At 30.0% G+C, this 18,634-nt stretch carries 18 protein-coding genes and 1 pseudogene; 2 read left to right on the top strand and 17 right to left on the bottom strand.

What is annotated here, in order from left to right:
• Nucleotides 1–70 precede the first annotated feature (70 nt).
• The 16 genes from HMPREF2663_RS11965 to esxA all read right to left on the bottom strand — a co-directional run bounded on the left by HMPREF2663_RS11965 (nt 71) and on the right by esxA (nt 16,122).
• On the bottom strand, nt 71–445 hold the full coding sequence (locus HMPREF2663_RS11965) for a hypothetical protein (protein ID WP_002477202.1): 375 nt from the start codon (nt 443–445) through the stop codon (nt 71–73).
• A 10-nt stretch (nt 446–455) separates the two neighbouring features.
• Nucleotides 456–1,070 carry a DUF5080 family protein gene (locus HMPREF2663_RS11960; RefSeq protein WP_002477203.1) on the bottom strand — a complete coding sequence of 205 codons (615 nt, stop codon included), beginning with the start codon at nt 1,068–1,070 and terminating at the stop codon, nt 456–458.
• Nucleotides 1,070–1,528 carry a DUF5085 family protein gene (locus HMPREF2663_RS11955; RefSeq protein ID WP_002490481.1) on the bottom strand — a complete coding sequence of 153 codons (459 nt, stop codon included), beginning with the start codon at nt 1,526–1,528 and terminating at the stop codon, nt 1,070–1,072. The genes HMPREF2663_RS11960 and HMPREF2663_RS11955 overlap by 1 nt, the downstream gene beginning before the upstream one ends.
• Nucleotides 1,521–1,973: a DUF5085 family protein gene (locus HMPREF2663_RS11950; protein WP_002490473.1), complete on the bottom strand. Its 453-nt coding sequence runs from the start codon at nt 1,971–1,973 to the stop codon at nt 1,521–1,523. Before HMPREF2663_RS11950 ends, HMPREF2663_RS11955 begins: the two co-directional genes overlap by 8 nt.
• Nucleotides 1,974–1,993: 20 nt before the next feature.
• Nucleotides 1,994–2,650 (bottom strand): DUF5079 family protein, encoded by a 657-nt coding sequence (locus tag HMPREF2663_RS11945; RefSeq protein WP_002477206.1) that lies wholly within the window; start codon nt 2,648–2,650, stop codon nt 1,994–1,996.
• A gap of 15 nt (nt 2,651–2,665) precedes the next feature.
• The gene (locus tag HMPREF2663_RS11940) at nt 2,666–2,986 is read right to left on the bottom strand and encodes a DUF3482 domain-containing protein (protein WP_228448623.1); all 321 of its coding nucleotides are present in this window, start codon (nt 2,984–2,986) and stop codon (nt 2,666–2,668) included.
• 160 nt (nt 2,987–3,146) lie between these two features.
• Nucleotides 3,147–3,812, bottom strand: coding sequence for a DUF5079 family protein (locus tag HMPREF2663_RS11935; RefSeq protein ID WP_070846551.1), 666 nt, complete (start codon nt 3,810–3,812; stop codon nt 3,147–3,149).
• Between the two features lie 12 nt (nt 3,813–3,824).
• Nucleotides 3,825–5,432, bottom strand: a complete 1,608-nt coding sequence (locus HMPREF2663_RS11930) for a T7SS effector LXG polymorphic toxin (RefSeq protein ID WP_002490480.1) — start codon at nt 5,430–5,432, stop codon at nt 3,825–3,827.
• A 14-nt stretch (nt 5,433–5,446) separates the two neighbouring features.
• Nucleotides 5,447–5,851 carry a YwqH-like family protein gene (locus HMPREF2663_RS11925; RefSeq protein WP_070846549.1) on the bottom strand — a complete coding sequence of 135 codons (405 nt, stop codon included), beginning with the start codon at nt 5,849–5,851 and terminating at the stop codon, nt 5,447–5,449.
• Nucleotides 5,852–5,868: 17 nt separating this feature from the next.
• Entirely contained in the window at nt 5,869–6,153 is a 285-nt protein-coding gene (locus HMPREF2663_RS11920) for a TIGR04197 family type VII secretion effector (RefSeq protein WP_002475700.1), read from the bottom strand.
• Nucleotides 6,154–6,165: 12 nt separating this feature from the next.
• Nucleotides 6,166–10,611, bottom strand: coding sequence for a type VII secretion protein EssC (gene essC / locus HMPREF2663_RS11915; RefSeq protein ID WP_070846548.1), 4,446 nt, complete (start codon nt 10,609–10,611; stop codon nt 6,166–6,168).
• Nucleotides 10,612–10,632: 21 nt separating this feature from the next.
• Nucleotides 10,633–11,958 (bottom strand): type VII secretion protein EssB, encoded by a 1,326-nt coding sequence (essB, locus tag HMPREF2663_RS11910; RefSeq protein ID WP_002490433.1) that lies wholly within the window; start codon nt 11,956–11,958, stop codon nt 10,633–10,635.
• A gap of 15 nt (nt 11,959–11,973) precedes the next feature.
• Nucleotides 11,974–12,216: an EsaB/YukD family protein gene (locus HMPREF2663_RS11905; RefSeq protein ID WP_002446971.1), complete on the bottom strand. Its 243-nt coding sequence runs from the start codon at nt 12,214–12,216 to the stop codon at nt 11,974–11,976.
• Nucleotides 12,213–12,644: a type VII secretion protein EssA gene (gene essA, locus HMPREF2663_RS11900; protein WP_002446970.1), complete on the bottom strand. Its 432-nt coding sequence runs from the start codon at nt 12,642–12,644 to the stop codon at nt 12,213–12,215. The genes HMPREF2663_RS11905 and essA overlap by 4 nt, the downstream gene beginning before the upstream one ends.
• Nucleotides 12,645–15,695, bottom strand: a complete 3,051-nt coding sequence (esaA, locus tag HMPREF2663_RS11895) for a type VII secretion protein EsaA (protein WP_070846546.1) — start codon at nt 15,693–15,695, stop codon at nt 12,645–12,647.
• Between the two features lie 133 nt (nt 15,696–15,828).
• Nucleotides 15,829–16,122, bottom strand: coding sequence for a WXG100 family type VII secretion effector EsxA (esxA, locus tag HMPREF2663_RS11890; protein WP_002458326.1), 294 nt, complete (start codon nt 16,120–16,122; stop codon nt 15,829–15,831).
• Between the two features lie 242 nt (nt 16,123–16,364).
• Here esxA and HMPREF2663_RS11885 point away from each other — a divergent pair, with 242 nt between their 5' ends.
• Together HMPREF2663_RS11885 and HMPREF2663_RS13145 are read left to right on the top strand one after the other, a co-directional pair.
• The gene (locus HMPREF2663_RS11885) at nt 16,365–17,324 is read left to right on the top strand and encodes a CHAP domain-containing protein (RefSeq protein ID WP_046044167.1); all 960 of its coding nucleotides are present in this window, start codon (nt 16,365–16,367) and stop codon (nt 17,322–17,324) included.
• Between the two features lie 367 nt (nt 17,325–17,691).
• Nucleotides 17,692–17,907: pseudogene (locus tag HMPREF2663_RS13145) on the top strand (hypothetical protein); the annotation flags it as partial.
• A 151-nt stretch (nt 17,908–18,058) separates the two neighbouring features.
• Here HMPREF2663_RS13145 and HMPREF2663_RS11880 read toward each other — a convergent pair.
• Entirely contained in the window at nt 18,059–18,505 is a 447-nt protein-coding gene (locus HMPREF2663_RS11880) for a MarR family winged helix-turn-helix transcriptional regulator (protein ID WP_002446968.1), read from the bottom strand.
• Nucleotides 18,506–18,634: the final 129 nt, after the last annotated feature.

The raw sequence follows: 18,634 nt of genomic DNA, 5'->3' as shown, positions 1-18,634 counted from the left end.
GACTTGTAAATCTAACTCTTGATATTCTATATTCTCTCAAAACTTCTAATATATATGTTAATACACTACACTATTTAACAAATTCAAACTCATCTTCATTATTTTTCTTCATTAAATGCTTTTGTTCTTTTCCTTTATAATCATATTTATATTCAACTTTTTGAATTAAATCATTATGTGCAAATTTATATGTAGAACCTTCGCCAATCCTATCAGGCAAATCAATGTTTAGTTTCCAGTCAATTTTCATTTTCAAAGTTTTACTTTCTTTATCATATTTGACAGTATCTTCTTTAATTGTATATTTATTACCTTGCTGTTTAGCTAATTTAACTTGTTCATCTACATTCTCTTTCACTGATTTCGGTAAATCATCATTTGAGCTATGACTACAACCAATTAAAAAACAACTCATTACAATTAATGTAACTAATATTTTCTTCATTGTATTCCCCCTATCTTTGTATTATTAATATCACTATGAAAATAAATAGCCATATTGACATCAATAACGGTCTTATAGAAATGAGTCTCCATCTTCCTTTTATTATTCTTAAAATAACATCTATGATTATGTAAGTAACAAATATTGCGATAGAAATAAATAGTATGAGAAGGTTTCCAAATGCAAAATCTTCTTTATACTGCGATGATGCTTTGATTGACATCGTGATTATAAATATAAGCGACATCAGTAGCGATATGATACCTTTATATTTAGCTATTTCTAAATTAATTTTCAAACTTTCAATTTTGTTATACTTTTGTTGTGTAATCATTTTATCGGGTTCCTTAGTTAACTCTTGAATCTTTATTTTTAAGGGTCTAGACCATAATCCTCTTACACCCATAATTCCATATAACAACACACCTATATTTAATATGAGCATCAAATTTTCAAACTGATTTACACTTTCTTCTTTTATAAGAATCACAGGTATTAAATATAAAATGAGCGCTATAATATATGTTATTATTGGCAATACTTTGAAATCGTCCGAATGCATTACAGATGTAAAATGCACTAGATAAAACAAACCAAACACGATTATGACAAGTAGAATATCCATTATGTATTGGACACCTCCAATACCTTAACTTTTACATCGACCCAAGTCATTTCATCTATCTCATTTATTATATGATAATATGGTGAGATTCTTCGCATATTATTATTTCTTGCAAATTCTTCAATTTCATATAATAATTTAGGTTCTTCATTAGAATAATCATCACTTACTAATCTTCCATGCAACATTTGATCAATATATAGATATGTCATAAAGTTTAAATGTTTATTAGGAACAAATGACTTATCGACAGGTGTCATCAGTTTCACATTAACCCTATTACCTTTCATCACCTGTGTATACACCATAATTAGTGGGCCTATCTTCTCTAAATCAAAAGCATTTATTAAATTATAAAAATCAATTACACATTCATCGAGTTGGTTAATACTGTAATCAACGTATTCTTTATATACTACATTTCGGTACATCATTTCTGAAAAATTCATTTTATTCATCTAATTCAACCTCATCAATGTTAATTTCAGCATGAATTTCATAAATCTCTCCTCCAAAGTAATTAGACATAACATGATAGAAAGGCTTATCTGAGAGAGTTATATCATTTTCAGAAGCAAACGTCTGAATACCTTCATATACAACTTCAAAGTCATCTTCATCAAAACATTTATGAGAAATTGTTGGATAAACTTCCAGCGTAGGTTGATACTTAATATTTAATTCAGGTATGTCTTCAATTTCATCATTGAGTGGTATATATGTTATAAAATTAACTTCACCCATACCCACAATTTCTTTATTGAAAATAGTAGGTCCCATTGTATATATATCATTCGACACAAAGAACTCTTTAATTCTTTTCATCTCATCTTTCCAATAATCTGGATGAATAGAAAATTCCATTTTCGCTATATGAGGCATTATTAATACGTCTAATTCCATTACCTTTCATCTCCCTTATATTACTCTTTAACCATCGTATCATTCGTCTTTAGTTGATTAACTTCAGTAAGTATTCTTCCATATAATATATAATTTTGAGTAACTAAAAAATTACACCCAAATATAATCCCTATAGAAATTATAAATATAAAATGATTTTCCGCTATATTAGGAACTATAATATATTCCACAATTTTTTGAACATAAATGAGTGAAGCTATTATTTTAAGAAAAATTATAAGTAGGGTTTTATCAATTTTTAACCATTTAGGAGCGGGTCCTAATAATAACGTACTCAATATGTGCATAGTACTACAAATAAATAATGTGAAAAAACCAATATACCAATATACATTTAAATAATAATGGTGTTCAGCTGCCACAAAGAAATATAAATTATAAAAAGTTAAATATGAAGTATAGAGACCTATAAAATCTACTATTAAATACCTTTTAGCTTTTTTTAACGGATTTTTCATTTTCCTTTCAAACAATTGTAATAAACCCATAAAATTAATTATAATCGCAAAAATTGTTGTAACTATTAGATATTTAGGTGTTTTTTCTAATGTGAGATCAAAATGATATTGCAAATAAGAAAAAAATATACAAATCAATGATAATACATTAATAACTTGTATTGCTGGTTTTCTTAAACGATTTAATGATTCTTCCAATTTATTTAGCCACCTTTATGAAAATAATGAACTTACTGATGCACCAAAATGCTTTACATCATTAACAGCATTACTAGTTGCTTTTTTTGTATTTTTCCACGTATCTGAATTTCTAATTGCCGTTACTTTTTCGTTCGCTTTGTCTTTAGCTATATCCGTTACAGACTTACCACCAATTAATTTTTGTTCAGAAACGCCAGAAATAATTAAACCAGCCACCAAACCAACTCCAGCTCCTACAGGTCCACCTATACTTGCTCCTATAGCAGTCCCTGCTCCTGTAGTAGCTGCCATAGCTCCAAGATCAACGCCAGAATCCACTATTTTTCTTTGCATAGATTTATCAGAGGCAAAATTAGATCCGACAGCTAGCAAATCTTTTCTGTATAAATATTATTCAAAATAAAGAATTCTTTTCATTTCATCTTTCTAATAATCTGGATAGATAGAAAATTCCATTTTAGCTATATGAGCATTATCAATACGTCTAATTCTATTATTTATTGACTACATCTCTTTTTCTATTGTCTTTACTTAGTTTATTAAAATCGGTAAATACTCTTCCATATAATAAATAATAATGAGAGACTAGTAAATTACTAACAAACATCATAAACATACTTAATATAATTAAAAAATGTGATTCTACAATATTAGGAATAATTATATATTCTATAATTTTTTGAACATAAAAGGTACATGCAATAATTTTCAATATTATAATCCAAATTGTTTTATCGCCTTTAGACCAACGTGGAGTATTACCCATTAACAAAAGACTACATATATGTGCACAACTACATATTAAAAAAAAGACAAAACTAACAACCCAAAACTTGGTTAAATCATATTTATTTTCTTCAGCCATAAAAAAATAAAGATTATAAAATGATAAATACGTAAAATAACTAGTCAAAATACCTACTATTAGATATCTTTTGGCTTTTTTTAAAGGATTGTCATTATTTTTTTCAAATAACTGTAAAAGTCCTAATAGTATGACGATTATCTCAATTAAGGTTGTAATAATAAGATATATGGGAGTACTTTCGAGTGTCAGACTAAAAAGATATTGGGTTGTTGATAATAAAATCATAAATATTGAAATAAAATTCATTACCTGAATACTAGGTTTACGTAATTGTTTTAAACTATCATTCATTTTTTAACTCCTTTAAATTATTGAACTCATTGTTTTACCGAAACCTTTATTACCGTTTCCACCCTCGGATACAATATTTTTTGTATCTTTCCACATTTTTGAATTTCTTATAGCGCTCACTTTTTCATTAGCTTTGTCTTTAACAATATCAGTAGCAGATTTCCCTTTAATAATCTTAGCTTCACTAGCTGCCGACATTATAATTCCTATTCCTAAACCTAAACCGGCTCCTACAGGTCCACCAATACTTGCTCCTATGGCAGTCGATGCCCCTGTAGTAGCTGCCATTGCACCAAGGTCAACGCCAGAATCCACTATTTTTCTTTGCATGGACTTTTCAGAGGCAAAATTAGATCCAACAGCTAGCACACCACCTATTGGTCCTAATAGTTTACCACCATATTTCATGCTCTTTAAAACTTTTCCTAATTTGTTTTTTGCTTTAAAATCATTTATTTCATTTAATGTAATATCTTTTATATTTGTTTTTTTCTTAATCCAATTTGAAATATCTGATGAAGTTAACTCATTCAAACCTTTTCCGTTAGTTCGTTTTAGTAAATTTTTTATATTCTTTTGTCCAGCTATTTGTTTTATATTTTTAAATTCACTATCATCAAAATTCCTAGTCATTTTAAAAGCACTGGTTAACTTATCACTCATCTTCATTGTATTGTTTTTATCAAATATAAATTTTGTAGCTTTCAGTAGCCTCTTGCCTTGAATATTTTCTAAATTAGTATTTAATGATGCGTTAATTAATTTTGACTTTTTGCTTCCAATCGAACTCAATTTGTTGTGTCTAAGTAATTCATCGCCTTTAAAAAAGTCACCATCTCCCGCTATCATAGCAGCAATTACATAATTCTTAAGTTGCAAGGCTGTTTTTACATACTTAGAATATTTTTTCCCACCATAAGCTAGTTCTTGATATTTTTTTAACTCATTTTTCATTTCTACAAATTGATTATTTTCGGAATATAATTTATATTGTTGTTTAATTTGACTAGCACTTTTACTAATTTTAGATCTATTTGCTGGCATATTCTTAACTTTAGATGCCATTGTTGCTACAGGTGAAATCATTGTTATCAAATCTAATTCATCCATACCATGTTGATTTTGGAAGTTACTTAAATCATCAATTGTGTCTTCAGCGTGTTTAGCTAATGCTTTACCTTTATCTTTCACATCACTTTTTGATATAGTTTCAGCTGAAGTTAAATCTCTAACTCCTCCTATAGTACTATTCATTCGGCTTTTAGTTTTTTCAATGTTATTAGCAGCTTTTTCTAATTCATTTTTATAGTCATTAATAGCACTGCTATCTAATACAGCACTATGGTCATTATCAACATCTGAATGAAAAGCACTGATTGCACTTTTAAATTTACTTTCAAACTCTTCTTTAATTTTTTCTATTCGATTTATAGTTTCAATATGAAAAGAGTCATTATAACTATTAATACTCTCTGCAGTTTGTCCTTTAAAGTTATTATTACTCTTTAAATCATTCATTTTTGTTTTCAAAGTATTAGTATTGTTTGATAATGATTGTAATGATTTCGAAATTGAGTCTTTCAAATCATGTACCTCTGACATTTTCACTTTATTACCCACTGTTTTACCCCCTTTTAATCACTATCCAGTTGCCTATTTATACTTTCTATTCTCGAACCTAACTCTGAAATATCAGTTTCTACACCACCGATTTTTTCATTCAATTCATCTAAATCTTTATGCATCTGGTCTACTACATCATCATACTTTTTCCCATAATCAGAGATTGCTTCATCTAATTCATCTTTTTTATCATCTGATTTATCACGTGTTTCTCCTTTCCATTCATTATTTTCAATTTCAATACTTTTATATGTCTTATGCTCACTATCAAAGTCTTCTATAATTTCCTCGGCACTTTTGATTGCTTCCTTCAATCTTTTTCTATCAGCTTTTAAATCAGACAGTTCACTTTCTTTCGCTCTTTTTTGAGATTGATATTGAGCTCTTCTCCTTCTTAATTCAGCTTTATTAGACACCTTAACACCCCTTTTATTTAATTTTGTGAATTATCACCTATTTGACCTGCGATATTATTGTCATTATCTTCAAAATCTCTGACAGCTGTTTGCATAGCAGCAGCGTCTTGAGTAACGATAGCACTATAATTTGAAATTGCACTAGATAATGTATCTGCAGCTGCAGCAAACCCTGTAAATGGGCTCAAATTTGTATCTTCTAAAGAAGAGTTACTAGGATTAAATTTAATATTCGAACCAGCATTGGATATCTGATTAATTTCACTAGAAGCTGAACCAGTTTCTACCTTAATTTCTGACATAAATCTTCCCCCCTAAATCATTATTTTTATTTTTTGATATTCATTATTTTCAAATTTATGCATTTCATATGGTTTTAACATAGGTTCTCTGTTAGTTGATCGTGAAGGAGCAAAGTCCTGATCGTAAAGTCTTGTTGCAATGATTGCTTGATTTATTATTTGTCTAGTAAGTTTAGTTTCTCTATCATAAGTTCCTATTATGTCATTGTACATACTACTAATAATTACATATACGTTAACTTTTGGACCATCAGATAAAATTAATTTTATGTCTTTTTCAGTAATACCTGTTGAATTTATGAATGCTTTAATATTATTTATAAATACTACTTTAATATCATCTGTAGCTTTTTCACCATTTATCCTTTTTTCTATTTCAACCACAAAACCTTGTTTTATAAATTTCAACTCTTCGACACTTGAATAATAAGATTTTACCATATCTTTTTTATTAGACATATTCATTTCAGCGTCTATTAATATCGTAGTAGCAGAGGTCTTAAGTTTTTCTAATTCTACGAATATTTTATCATTTAATATCTCTAAATCTTTTGGAACTTTTGCAGATAATATACTAGGCTTTGTAACATCTAAACTAACCAATTCTACATCTTCAAAGTCTAATCCTACTGGCAGTTTATGATCTTCTAAAATGATTTTTTCAAAGTCGTATTTAGCTTCTAGTTCTTCTCGAAGTACTTTTTCTGGCATCATCGGAATGTGTGCAGGATATTCGCCTACGTAGTGTTCGTTCATTTGTGCGATTTCATCTTTGATGCAGCTATTGTAGGTTTGTCCTTCTTTTACTTCAAATGGTTGTGCAATTTGGAATTGTGTGAAGTTGTCATCGTTGATAGCTGCACGTCCTTTAATATCTTTAACACCTTTTTTATATGAGCCAATGATGTTTGTTAGTTCATTATTTTCAAATAAGTATAGTGCAATACGCGTCTTAATATTAGTAAATATAGATGATTTAACGGCGCTTGATCTAGAACCAGTCAAGATAATGTAAACACCTAATGCTAGACCTTCTCTTGTCACTTTAGCCATCATTTCTTCGTAGTCTTCGACGAAAGGTGATTCTTTCACTGTGTCATAGTTATCAATGATGATAAAGACGTTGGGCACTGTTTTTCCTGTTTCTTTATTATATTGATCAATGTTAATCACACGTTCTTGACTTAATAACTTTTTACGTTCGGCGATAATCTGATGGATTTGTTTAATGGCTTTAGCAATTTTATCCTCTTGATCCACTGTGAAATAATCTGCGACGTGTGGAACATCACTGACAGGCATTAAACCGTTTGTACCAAAATCGAACAAATACATATGTGCTTGATCTGGTCGATAGTGACGTGCCACATCAAAGATAACATTGTGCAGGAAGTTCGTACGTCCATATCCAGGGCTACCAATTAATGCAATATGACCTGCTTGTTTTAACTTCAATGTCATCGGTCCTTGATATTGATTTTCTGGCACATCTTTCAACCCTAAAGTTAATTCGACTTCTTTAGGTTGATCTGTCCATAATTTGTTGAAATCTGTTTCAATTAATTCTGATTGATATACCATCTCAGGTAATGGTGGTAACCAAGGTCGTTTAATATCCGGTATATTTAAACGCTCTGTAATACCCTCAATATGATCAATCACTGCTTCGAGTTCTGTTTGAGTTTCAGTTGGTTCTTCATCGTCTAATCCACTTAAGTCTTTGTTGATAGGTTGTAATTGACCATAATCATTAATCATATAGATTGTTTTATCTTCTTTATCTAAAGATTCACCTTCGATATCGTACGTCGCACCACTCCAAGCAGACTGGAATAATTCATAAATTTCATTATTACCGACTTGTAAGTACGCACGTCCTGGTAATGTGATATCAGCTGCATCAGGTGTTTTTAAAATTTCGTTACTGTCCTGTCTATCTTGTACTTTCAAAGCAAGTTTGAATTTAGAGTTAGACCATATTTGGTCATCAACCACACCAGATGGTTTTTGTGTCGCTAAGATTAAATGAATACCTAAAGAACGACCAATACGTGCTGTTGAAACGAGTTCTTTCATAAAATCAGGTTGTTCTGATTTCAATTCAGCAAACTCATCGGAAATAATATATAAATGTGGCATAGGTTCAGTTGCTATACCTTCTTTAAATAACTTGTGATACTGATTGATGTGGTTAACATCATGTTCTCCAAACAATCTTTGACGTTTACGCAATTCTGCTTTTATAGATGTTAAAGCTCGCATGGCTTCATCACCGTCTAAGTTCGTAATAGTTCCTACTAGATGTTTTAGGTCTTTGAACAGATTCGCCATACCCCCACCTTTATAGTCAATTAATAGAAATGCGACTTCATGTGGATGGAAGTTCACTGCAAGAGACAAGATATAAGACTGTATAATTTCTGATTTACCAGAACCTGTTGTACCTGCAATTAAACCATGTGGTCCATGCGCTTTTTCATGTAAGTTAAGTGATAATACATCGTCTTTACCTCTTACACCTAAAGGTACTGCCATTGTTTTATATGTTTCATTCTGCTGCCAACGATTAACAACATCTAATTCATGAACTTCAATAACATCATACATTTGTAAAAATGTAATACTATCAGGAATTGCGTTCTTCATATGTTCAATATGATTAAGATTAGCAATTCGACGTGCAATATATTCTTTATCAATACCATCAATATTTTCCGGCGTGAATTTCAATTGCACTAATTCTTCTTCTTTCATAATAAGTTCGCCTTCAGTTCTAGATTTAATATCTATTATTGTTTCCACGTGTTCTGGCAAACTTTCAATAACGTCTTCCACAAATACTAATGAAATACCATATTCTGATAAATCTTGATTCACATATTCTAAAATAACGTGATCGATAATGAGTGACATATCAGTAATCACAAATACTAAATGTGGTGTGAATACGATTTTTTCATTACTTTTACTTTTTTCTCTTACCGTTTGAATACGCTCTTTAATCATACTGTATACAGAGGTCAAAATTTGATCACGGGTACGCTGATTATAGACAAACCCTCTTATGTTTAAAGCACTCAATGTCATATGAGGTAACCAACGCGCCCAGTTAAAGGTGTCACGTTCATCTTCTCTAATCACATATAGCATTTCCACATCATGATAACTGTGGAAAGTGGCAAGTTGAAGTGTCATCTTCTCTAACTCTTCAATAATCAAATGTCTGGCACCAATATAAGCAATTGGCCCATGTGTTAAATCATTAATTAATGGCGCTTTTTCAACTTCTTGATAAAATTCATAAAGTTCTTTCGCATCGTCAAATAATTCATCTCTTCTTTGAACAAATTCATCTTCTTGATAATCGACTTTAAAAGATTTTTCAATATTAGCGATACCTAATTTATAATGTAGAAAGTCATGATGGTGTGATGTTTTCTCATAAATTCTAGGTGCCTTATTTTCAACAATATCTTTAATTTCAGATAATGTTGGATAATGGAAGTTCAAACTAAATCGTTGGTCTTTTATCGCGTTATTGATATCCGATGACTTATCACTAAGATACTTTTTATAATCCTTCTCCCGCTTTTCGACCTCTTCTTTATATTTCTTTTTCTCAGAGAAGTAAGTTGTAATACCAAAGATAACCGTTACGATGCTCATACCAATCATCATAATAATATAAACACCAATTGGTCTGACTAAAAAGATGACTACTGTCAATGCAATCATTACGAGTGGCGGAACGATGGAACGCCATATCGTAGTATTATTCTTTTGAATTGGTTGTGGCGGTTTTTCAATTTTAATTGTCTCAGTAGGTTCACGATGAATGATTCTTGGTGAACGATGGTAGTCGTTATAATCATCTGATTGTGCATCTGGTGTATCTTGATTGAGTCTGATTAAATCTGAAATCATCGTTTCGTGACTCATCATTTTCAAACCGTCGGACTGCACTTCAAACCAAATCCCATTGATAAAGACATGATCCCCGATGTACGCTCTGCTCCATTTGTCATTACTAAGTTCATAATTGATGTATAATTTTGAATCATCATTATGTACAAACTGAACATATCCAGTCTGTCCAATTTCAGCATAATTTTTAATCATAATGACATTCGAAAGTTCAGCAATTTTAATATCATCATAATCATTAGGACCTATGGTTATCACGTCTCGTGTATTTGGGTAAGCAAAGGATGCTATGTTTGAAGTATCAAATAGGTATAACGACACATTACCATCATTCGTCTTTCTTTCTTGTCCTTTAAATATAGAAGAATGATTAGCTTGCCATGTACCTTGTTCATTCTGTTCTAAATGAATCACATCATTAAAATTGTCTAATGTAATGTCTGCTGACTTATCTCCACTAATGGTATATGTCTTTTGATTTCTTAAATTTAACATTTTCAATTGATTCTGGTATTCAATAATTAATCTATGCATAGTTAGTTACTCAGTCCTATACTATTTTTTACGTTCTGCTTCTTGACGTTTCTTTTTATCTTTTGCTGCCTGTTCTTTTTGTTTCTTCTCATTCTCTTCTTGCTGTTTTACTTTTTTGTCTTTTTCTTCAGCCTTTTCTTCTTTTTCTTTAGCTTCTTCATCTTTAACTTCTTTTTCTTTATCTAAGATGTCTTGTAATTTGTCGTTATATTTTTTCGTTTGTTCAGAACGTTTATCATTAGATAAATCTGAATTATTTTTAATTTCATTTAATTTATTTATTAAAGCTAATTTTGTAATATCGTTATCATCTAGGTAAGTAGCAATATTTAAAGCTTCATCTAAATGTCCTTGCCCCAATTGCATCCAATATAATAAGTAATCTTTATTGGCATCTGGTGTAACGCTATTAAGCAAGTTCTCTTTTTTATCTTTTTCTAATCCCTGCTTGTTTGTTTCAATATAACTTTTCGCATAGATATAGAGTGCCTCTTTATCAAGATTTTTACCATCTAAATCTTTGTAGTCATTAAGTACTTGTGTATAATCTGCTTTGACATAAGATTGATATCCTTTTTCAACTTGTTCTTCATTCTTCATAACAAAGAAATACAGATAAGCTAAACAAGCAATTAATAACACGCCAATAATACTCATTGCTATTCCTAACCATTTAAAAGTATTGTATTTTCGTTTTCGGACATATGAAAAGTTCTGTGTATAATCTGACTGTTGCTTATTATATTGTTCTGTTAAAAATTGCTTAAGTTCAGACAAGTTCTTAGATTGTATAATTTTATTTTCAAAAGGTGTTCCTTTATGTAGTTCTAAATTCCCTTCAACAAGCGCATCGAAATTCACTTTTTGATTAAAAGCTGTAATAATTAATGACTTGTATCGTAAAAGAAAATCATCTTCAGACAACGGTAATGGTTCTACAATATTCTTTAATCCTCTTGTCTTCATGAGTGGAAGTCCATCTTTTGTAAAGTAAAGTTCGTCTGGAGATAAATTAAAGGTATAACGTGTTGCTCTAAGTTCTTCTAATTTTCCAATATTTAATAAATATCTCAGCTTTTCATTTTTGGAAAAACTTTTAATTTTTTCAAAAGGAATATTATGTTCTGTAATATGGTAATGCACTTGATAGTTATCACGTAGTTCTGTTAACTCTGCATCAAGAAAGTATGATGTATGTTGCTCTAACAAATACATTAGATGACTTTGTTCTTTCTTAATGGATGTCTTAGGTATTTCTCTCATGTCTCTTCTTTCATGCTTTTCATCATTAGTTTGACGATCTAGTGGTTCTAAATCCTTTAACTCACTTGTCTTTTTATTAGCCATTTATTTTTATCCACCCTATAGTAATTTTAATATGTCTCCGTCGGTAATTTGATAATCTATCAACCTATCATTTTCAACTAAAAGTTGATTTTTCGTTATTACTTTAATTTGGTTGCTTATGTCACTCAAATGAATATCTAAACTTTCCAATACTAATGGTAACAATGCTTTCATTGACATGTGTATTGGTACTGCCAAATCATAAGTTCCGTAGTTATAATTCGTAAAATCGAATGTCACTTTTTTATGTTGTTTCATTTTTGCCTTCTCCCTCTTCTAATAGAAAATATGACAAACCCAACTGTTAAAAAAGCCCCTATACTCAATAAAATATAAGGAACTACATTTTTCTCCTGTTTATTTTGAATATAGGGACTTTTATCACTCTCCACAGCTTTTTCAGCATTCGTTGGGGAAAACAATACTTTTTTAGTTTCATCCAAGCGAGTATTTTTACTCGCTTGGTTCTGAAACATACCATTTTTTATTTTATTGTCTTTTTTCTCTCGTTGCTTTTTCAGTGCATCATTTACCTTTTTACTGTCTTTATCAAATAAAGTTGTATCATATTGATTTAAATCTTTATTTACGTTTTCCTTTTCCTCTTGATCAACTTGAATATCGAGACTTCCTCTGGGACTATCTGCTGTTAATAATGTCATAGTTATTAAACCTTCTATTAACATTTAGATGAGCCTCTCTTTCTTAAAGTGCTTGATAAACATATTAAGTACAAATCCAATAATTACAATCACTGACATTATGAATAATGCCATTCCAACTGGATGTTCTGCATTCAAGAAGTTATATATCATAGTATCTACGTAGGATAATGGTGAGAATTTATTTAACGTATGATTTGTATTGAAGTAATTCATCGCAACAAAATAAATACCTAATGTAGTCATCATGATAAACATACCAATTGATTTAAGTTGTCTGAATAAGTAGGTGTTGATTAATACAAATAGCATCATTGTCATGATAATCATAAACATAAACTTAACTTTATAACCTGGCATAATGTGATATTGATTCATAGCAATTAGACCAATGACAACACCCTCTATTAAACCAGTCAATGTGATGATTGAGGAAATAATCACATTATTCCACATTCTATTATTTTTACTAAATTCATCTTTAATTAAGTTAAGGCTTCCTTTTGCTCTTTCGTAACTGTAAAATACATAAGCTGTCATCATTGCGATTAAATACATCAACAGTACTAAAATCGTAGGAGACATAGTATCTTTATCACCATTATTTGCTAATACATTTTCCAAATTTTTCTTTTGAATTGGATTACTCATAAAGTCTTTTAATGCGACATTTTGACGATCCCCATCTTTAGAATTTTTAAGTACTTTTTCAAAATCTTTAGCAAATAGTTGGTTCTTTTTGTCATTATTAGACATTTGTTCATTTAAATCATTTGCTCTTGTACCTAGCGCTCTACCGCTTGCATGTAAATTATTAACATTATCATCTAATTGGTTTAACTCTCCACTAATTTGATCTGCATTAGATTTAGAATTTTGTACATCAGATAGTAAGCTTGTACTTCTCTCTGATAATTTACTTACTTGATCGTCTAGATTCGTAGATAATGTTGTAAATTCTTCACCTTTATCTTTATCAATTTTTGGCGTCTTAGGTTCTTCATTAAGTGTCTTTTCAGCTTGACTCAGGTCACTAATAAGATTTGAAATATCTTTTTTGTTTTTCTTAATATCATCTTGATTGTTCATTACATCTTCAATCATTTTGTCTGAAGAATTATCTAATCCATCGATTTGTTTTAATAATTGTGACTTATCATTTTTAAAGTTTTTCATATCATCAATGACTTGATTTACCATCATATCTACAATGGCTTTATTATCAATCGTTGGTTTATCTGAATTTAAATTAAAATCTTTAAAGATATCGTAATGAGACTTGAACTTATCTAATGAACGTAACTGTTGATCTAAGTCTCCACTAATCAATTCACCTTCTAAGTTATGATTAATAGATAAGTCTACAACATTCACTCTATCTGGTTCTTCATTCGTATCGTTATTAGCGTTATCTTTCTTATCTGCCTGACCAAATAACACTTGTAATTTCATTGTTTTATCTTTTAAAAATTCAGATTGATATTTACTATCATTTTTTAATTTAGCTATACCTTTGATTTCCACATCGTATGATTTCTTCGTTGTATCTAATTTAATATCCTGATTTTTAATGTCATATTTCTTGTCATTTACATATACATATCCGTCAAAGTCAAAATTAGGATCGGTCGCAATAGTTAATTGGTTGATATCGCGACTTTTAATCGTTTCATGACGTTCAAATTCCACACCTTCGTTAATCAACTTAGATGTATCGTCTGCCGTGATTTCACCGTTATAATCTTGTTGCTTAATAAGGTCTTGTGGATGAGCCTTATTATATTCATCTTTGAACTGTTGAACATCATTAAGTATAGATTTATATTCCCTCGTAGCTTTTAAGGATAGTCCTGCATTATCCAAGTCTTGTTCGGACATATTTAAGATATAGTTTTGATCTTGACCTATTTTGTCTTTTTCAATGTCATTTCTTAAATGATTAATCATCGTATCTTGCATTTTCTGTTTGTCGTCTTTAATTTGTTGTAAAGCATCTTTAAGATCTTGATTATCGTCTAGTTGTGCCCTCATTGATTTAGTCAATTCTTTTCTATAATCTTCAATCATCTCGTCAGTAAAAGGCGATTCTTGCTTTTTAACATCATCCTTGACTTTGCTTAAGCGATCTTTAAATGTTTTCTTGTATTCTTCTTTAGATTGATCTTTAGCATCTGCTTGTTTATCGAGTTGATTATCAACTTGTTTCAAATGATTGATATAGTCTTCTATATCAACATTGTCTCGTTGAGATTGATAATCTTCTAATATTTGTTCCATTGCTGATAAGTTTCCTTCAAACCACTCATCTTGGTCTTGAACTATAGATGAAGCACTTAAATCATTACTAATATTAAATATATTTGAATTACTGCTTAATAGTGAATGATTATATTGTTGTATCCACGTTGTAATACCTTTATTTGCAGTTATAGAATTCACTAATGTATCTGTGAATAATTCTGGAAAATCATTTAATGGATTTAATAAATAATTTGCGAAGTTGTTATTAACACCTTGTTCACGCTTCATAATATCGCCTACATTTTCTTGGGCATTATGCAAATTATCTATAATACTTGTTAAGTAGATTTCAATTAAATGTTTATTAAAGTCATTAAGTACATTACTTACAACTTTTTCAGTTTCTTTAGCGATACTCTCTTTTTGACCAACTGCAGTTTTATATTGAATAGACATTTTTGACGGTGTCTTTTTGTCTAATTGCATAGCTAATTTTGTGAAATCTTTAGGAATCACAATCATGACTTGATATTTACCATTTTTCAATCCTGAATCCGCAATACTACGTGTTACAGTTTCAAATTTATAATTACTTTCTTTTGATAATTTTTTTATAAATGGTTCACCTAATTCAATCTTTTTTCCATTATACTTAGTTGGTTGGTCTTCGTTGACAATTGCAATATGTATATTTTCACTATTTTTAACTTCTTTTTGTGTATTATCTTCAGTCTGATTCCCATATTTAAAATGGACAAAGGCAATCATTCCTACTATAGCAACAATAATGATTAAGATTACGCTGGAAAGATAAATCCAATTTTTCTTTGTCATGTTTCTTTTCCCTTTCTAAACCAATACTAATAAAACGAAGAGGCGAGACCCCTTCAATATCAATGTAAACTGATAATCCTTAACAAACACTGTTTGTTAATCCACTGTTAGGTTTTCCCGCCTCAACAAAATATTACTGTAAACCGAAGTTATTAGATAATTGTTGGTCTTGTTCTTGAACAGCATCTGCTGTGCTGTTTAATTGTTGTTTAATTTCTTCTAATAACTGAGCAAATTTTTCAACTTTAGGACTAAGTTGTTGGAATTGTTCTTCAAAACGGCTGAAAGCTTGTCCTTCCCAGTTTGCTGCGATTTCGCCTTGTGCACGAGTTAAATCAGCTAAAATTTGGTGTATTTGTTCAGAACCTTGTCCATAAGATTGTGATTTAGCTCTGATTTCCTCTGGACTCATCTTAATCATTGCCATAATTAGAAACCTCCTGAAAATTTGATTGTATTTTCTACAAGATACAGTAAAATTTAAATTTAAAGTATCTTATGTAAATAATATACAAATTACTAGTATATGTATATACTTTTTAACAAATTTAAGTGATTTGTTTTATTCAACACATTAATTTTAATTGATTTTTAACTTTTTATTCATTTTTTTACTATTGAAGTTTATACTAATAATAAATCATTTAAAGTAAAGGATTATTGATTAACATGAAAAAAATATTATTAACCAGTATATCGTCTATAACATTATTAAGCGGCCTTACTTTAACTACTAATACTTTTGCTGCTAACTACAGTAATATTGATGAAGCTAGAAAAGAACATCCCAATGCAGATTTTAAAGTAAATAAAAAGGATGGTACGTTTTCCTATACATATGACAATAGAAACACACAATCATCATTAGATAAGAAGAAACAAGAATATCAGCCATCAAATCATCAAATAAATCATTACCCATCCCAAAATCATTCAGTTCAGTTATCACCTTATAACAATCAAGTATCTAACTTATCTCAAAATCATCAAAGTAATAATCAATTATCTGAAACACCTGATCCTCAAAATAACAGAAATGACCAAGGTGACATATTAAATGAAACTGATACACCACAACCTGTAATACCACCAACGTCTGATGATATGAAAGATAACTATCAATCTGATACTAAAAAAAATGCTTATCAAAAAGATAAGCATGGAATGATTACTACCATTGATATGGATGAGTTATATGATGAGTTGCAAATTGCTGAATTCAATGATAAAGCTAAGACAAATGATGGAAAACCATTAGCTATTGGTAATGGAAAAATCGTTGATCAACCCATATTCACAGACAAAAATAATTTATATACTGCAGGTCAATGTACTTGGTACGTCTTTGATAAACGTGCACAAGATGGACATACAATAAGTACTTTCTGGGGTGACGCAAGAAACTGGGCAGGACAAGCATCAAGTGCTGGTTTTAAAGTCGATCATTCACCAAAAGAAGGTTCAATCATGCAAACGACCAATGGCCCATACGGTCACGTTGCATATGTTGAACGTGTTAATAAGGATGGAAGCATATTTATTTCTGAAATGAACTGGATAGCACCATATATCGTTTCAACACGTACAATATCTGCTTCCGAGGTTGATTCTTATACTTTCATACATTAAAAATTGAAAGACCTTGTAATGACTTAGCTTAATATAATTTGTCCTTTTGAAATAAACTAAAATACTATCAAATAGATTCATCCTAATACTTTATGTATTGTTCAATTTGAGAGGTATTCTAATCAAAGCTAAATGAGTTTTTAAGAATCATATAAAGAAATGAAAGTAAGCATAGATAAGCATAAGAGGTTTGAGTTGCGAAAGAAAAAGAGATTCTGTTGCAAAGTTAATTTTATAGAGTAATTTAAACAAAAAAGAAAAGATCTCTGTGAATTTTTTAGATATAAGCAATTTATAAGTACGTAATTATTGTACCTGTTAGCTAATATTTAAGATATGCACTTGGTTATCGTAATATATCTAAAATATTAATATCCTCATTGAGCAAGATTACCGCCATATTAAAGTGAGAGAGACAAGGCATCCAAACATCAATACATCAAACTTTAAAAAGTATTGAATATATTTACGGTCTTTTAAAAAATCTCAGGTCTCTTCAGATCTATGGATTTCCCACAGTGCTACGACATTCGTCACATGTTGGTCAGTTAAGAGAATACCACCATTTAAAAGTGATAATTAGTTAAATTTTTTGCCTGTGCAATAGAACCCAATAGATAGTAACTTAGCGAACTAAATTTAGTTTGAGTAATTATAAAAAAGACAATTTCTATTGAATAAATATAGAAATTGTCTTTTTCTTCGTCTAAGACCTTTATGTTCCAACATCTTTGTTAATCTTCTTTCAAATGTTCAATTGTTTTGAAGCCTTCACGATAATTAGCTAGTTCTTCCATCATCGCGTACCAATCATGGCCTACTTTTTGTAGTGTCTGTTGAATTAATTCATCTTGTGCTTGGTTTAACTTACCTATTAAATCATCACCCGCTTCAGTGGTAAAAAGTTTTTTTACTCGTCTATCCTGCTTAGATGTTTGTTCAATAATTAAACCTTCTTCTTTTAATTTACGTAACGTTGCATGCGATCCTTGTTTAGATATTTCAAGCGTAATCAAAAGTTCTTTAATTGTTATACCCGGTAATTTATTAATGAAAAATAAGAATCGATGATGTTGGCGACTCATGCCATATTGCTCAATAATTTCATCCGCTGTAGTAATAAAAGTCTTATACGCGAAGTAAAACAGCATATGTTCGTAATCATTTTTATTTTTAGACATTTAACACTATCCTTTTTTATTCAATATCGTTATTATAATAAACTTTTGACTGATAGTCATATATTTCAGAAACTGTTCAAACTTTTAATAGGTCAACTTAGTTGACTTTATTTCAGATTGACGTTACTA

The sequence above is a fragment of the Staphylococcus sp. HMSC077D08 genome (assembly GCF_001837945.1).
GTDB lineage: Bacteria > Bacillota > Bacilli > Staphylococcales > Staphylococcaceae > Staphylococcus > Staphylococcus epidermidis.
The sequence above is the reverse complement of the archived record's forward strand: the minus strand, read 5'-3'. Positions and strand labels throughout refer to the sequence as shown.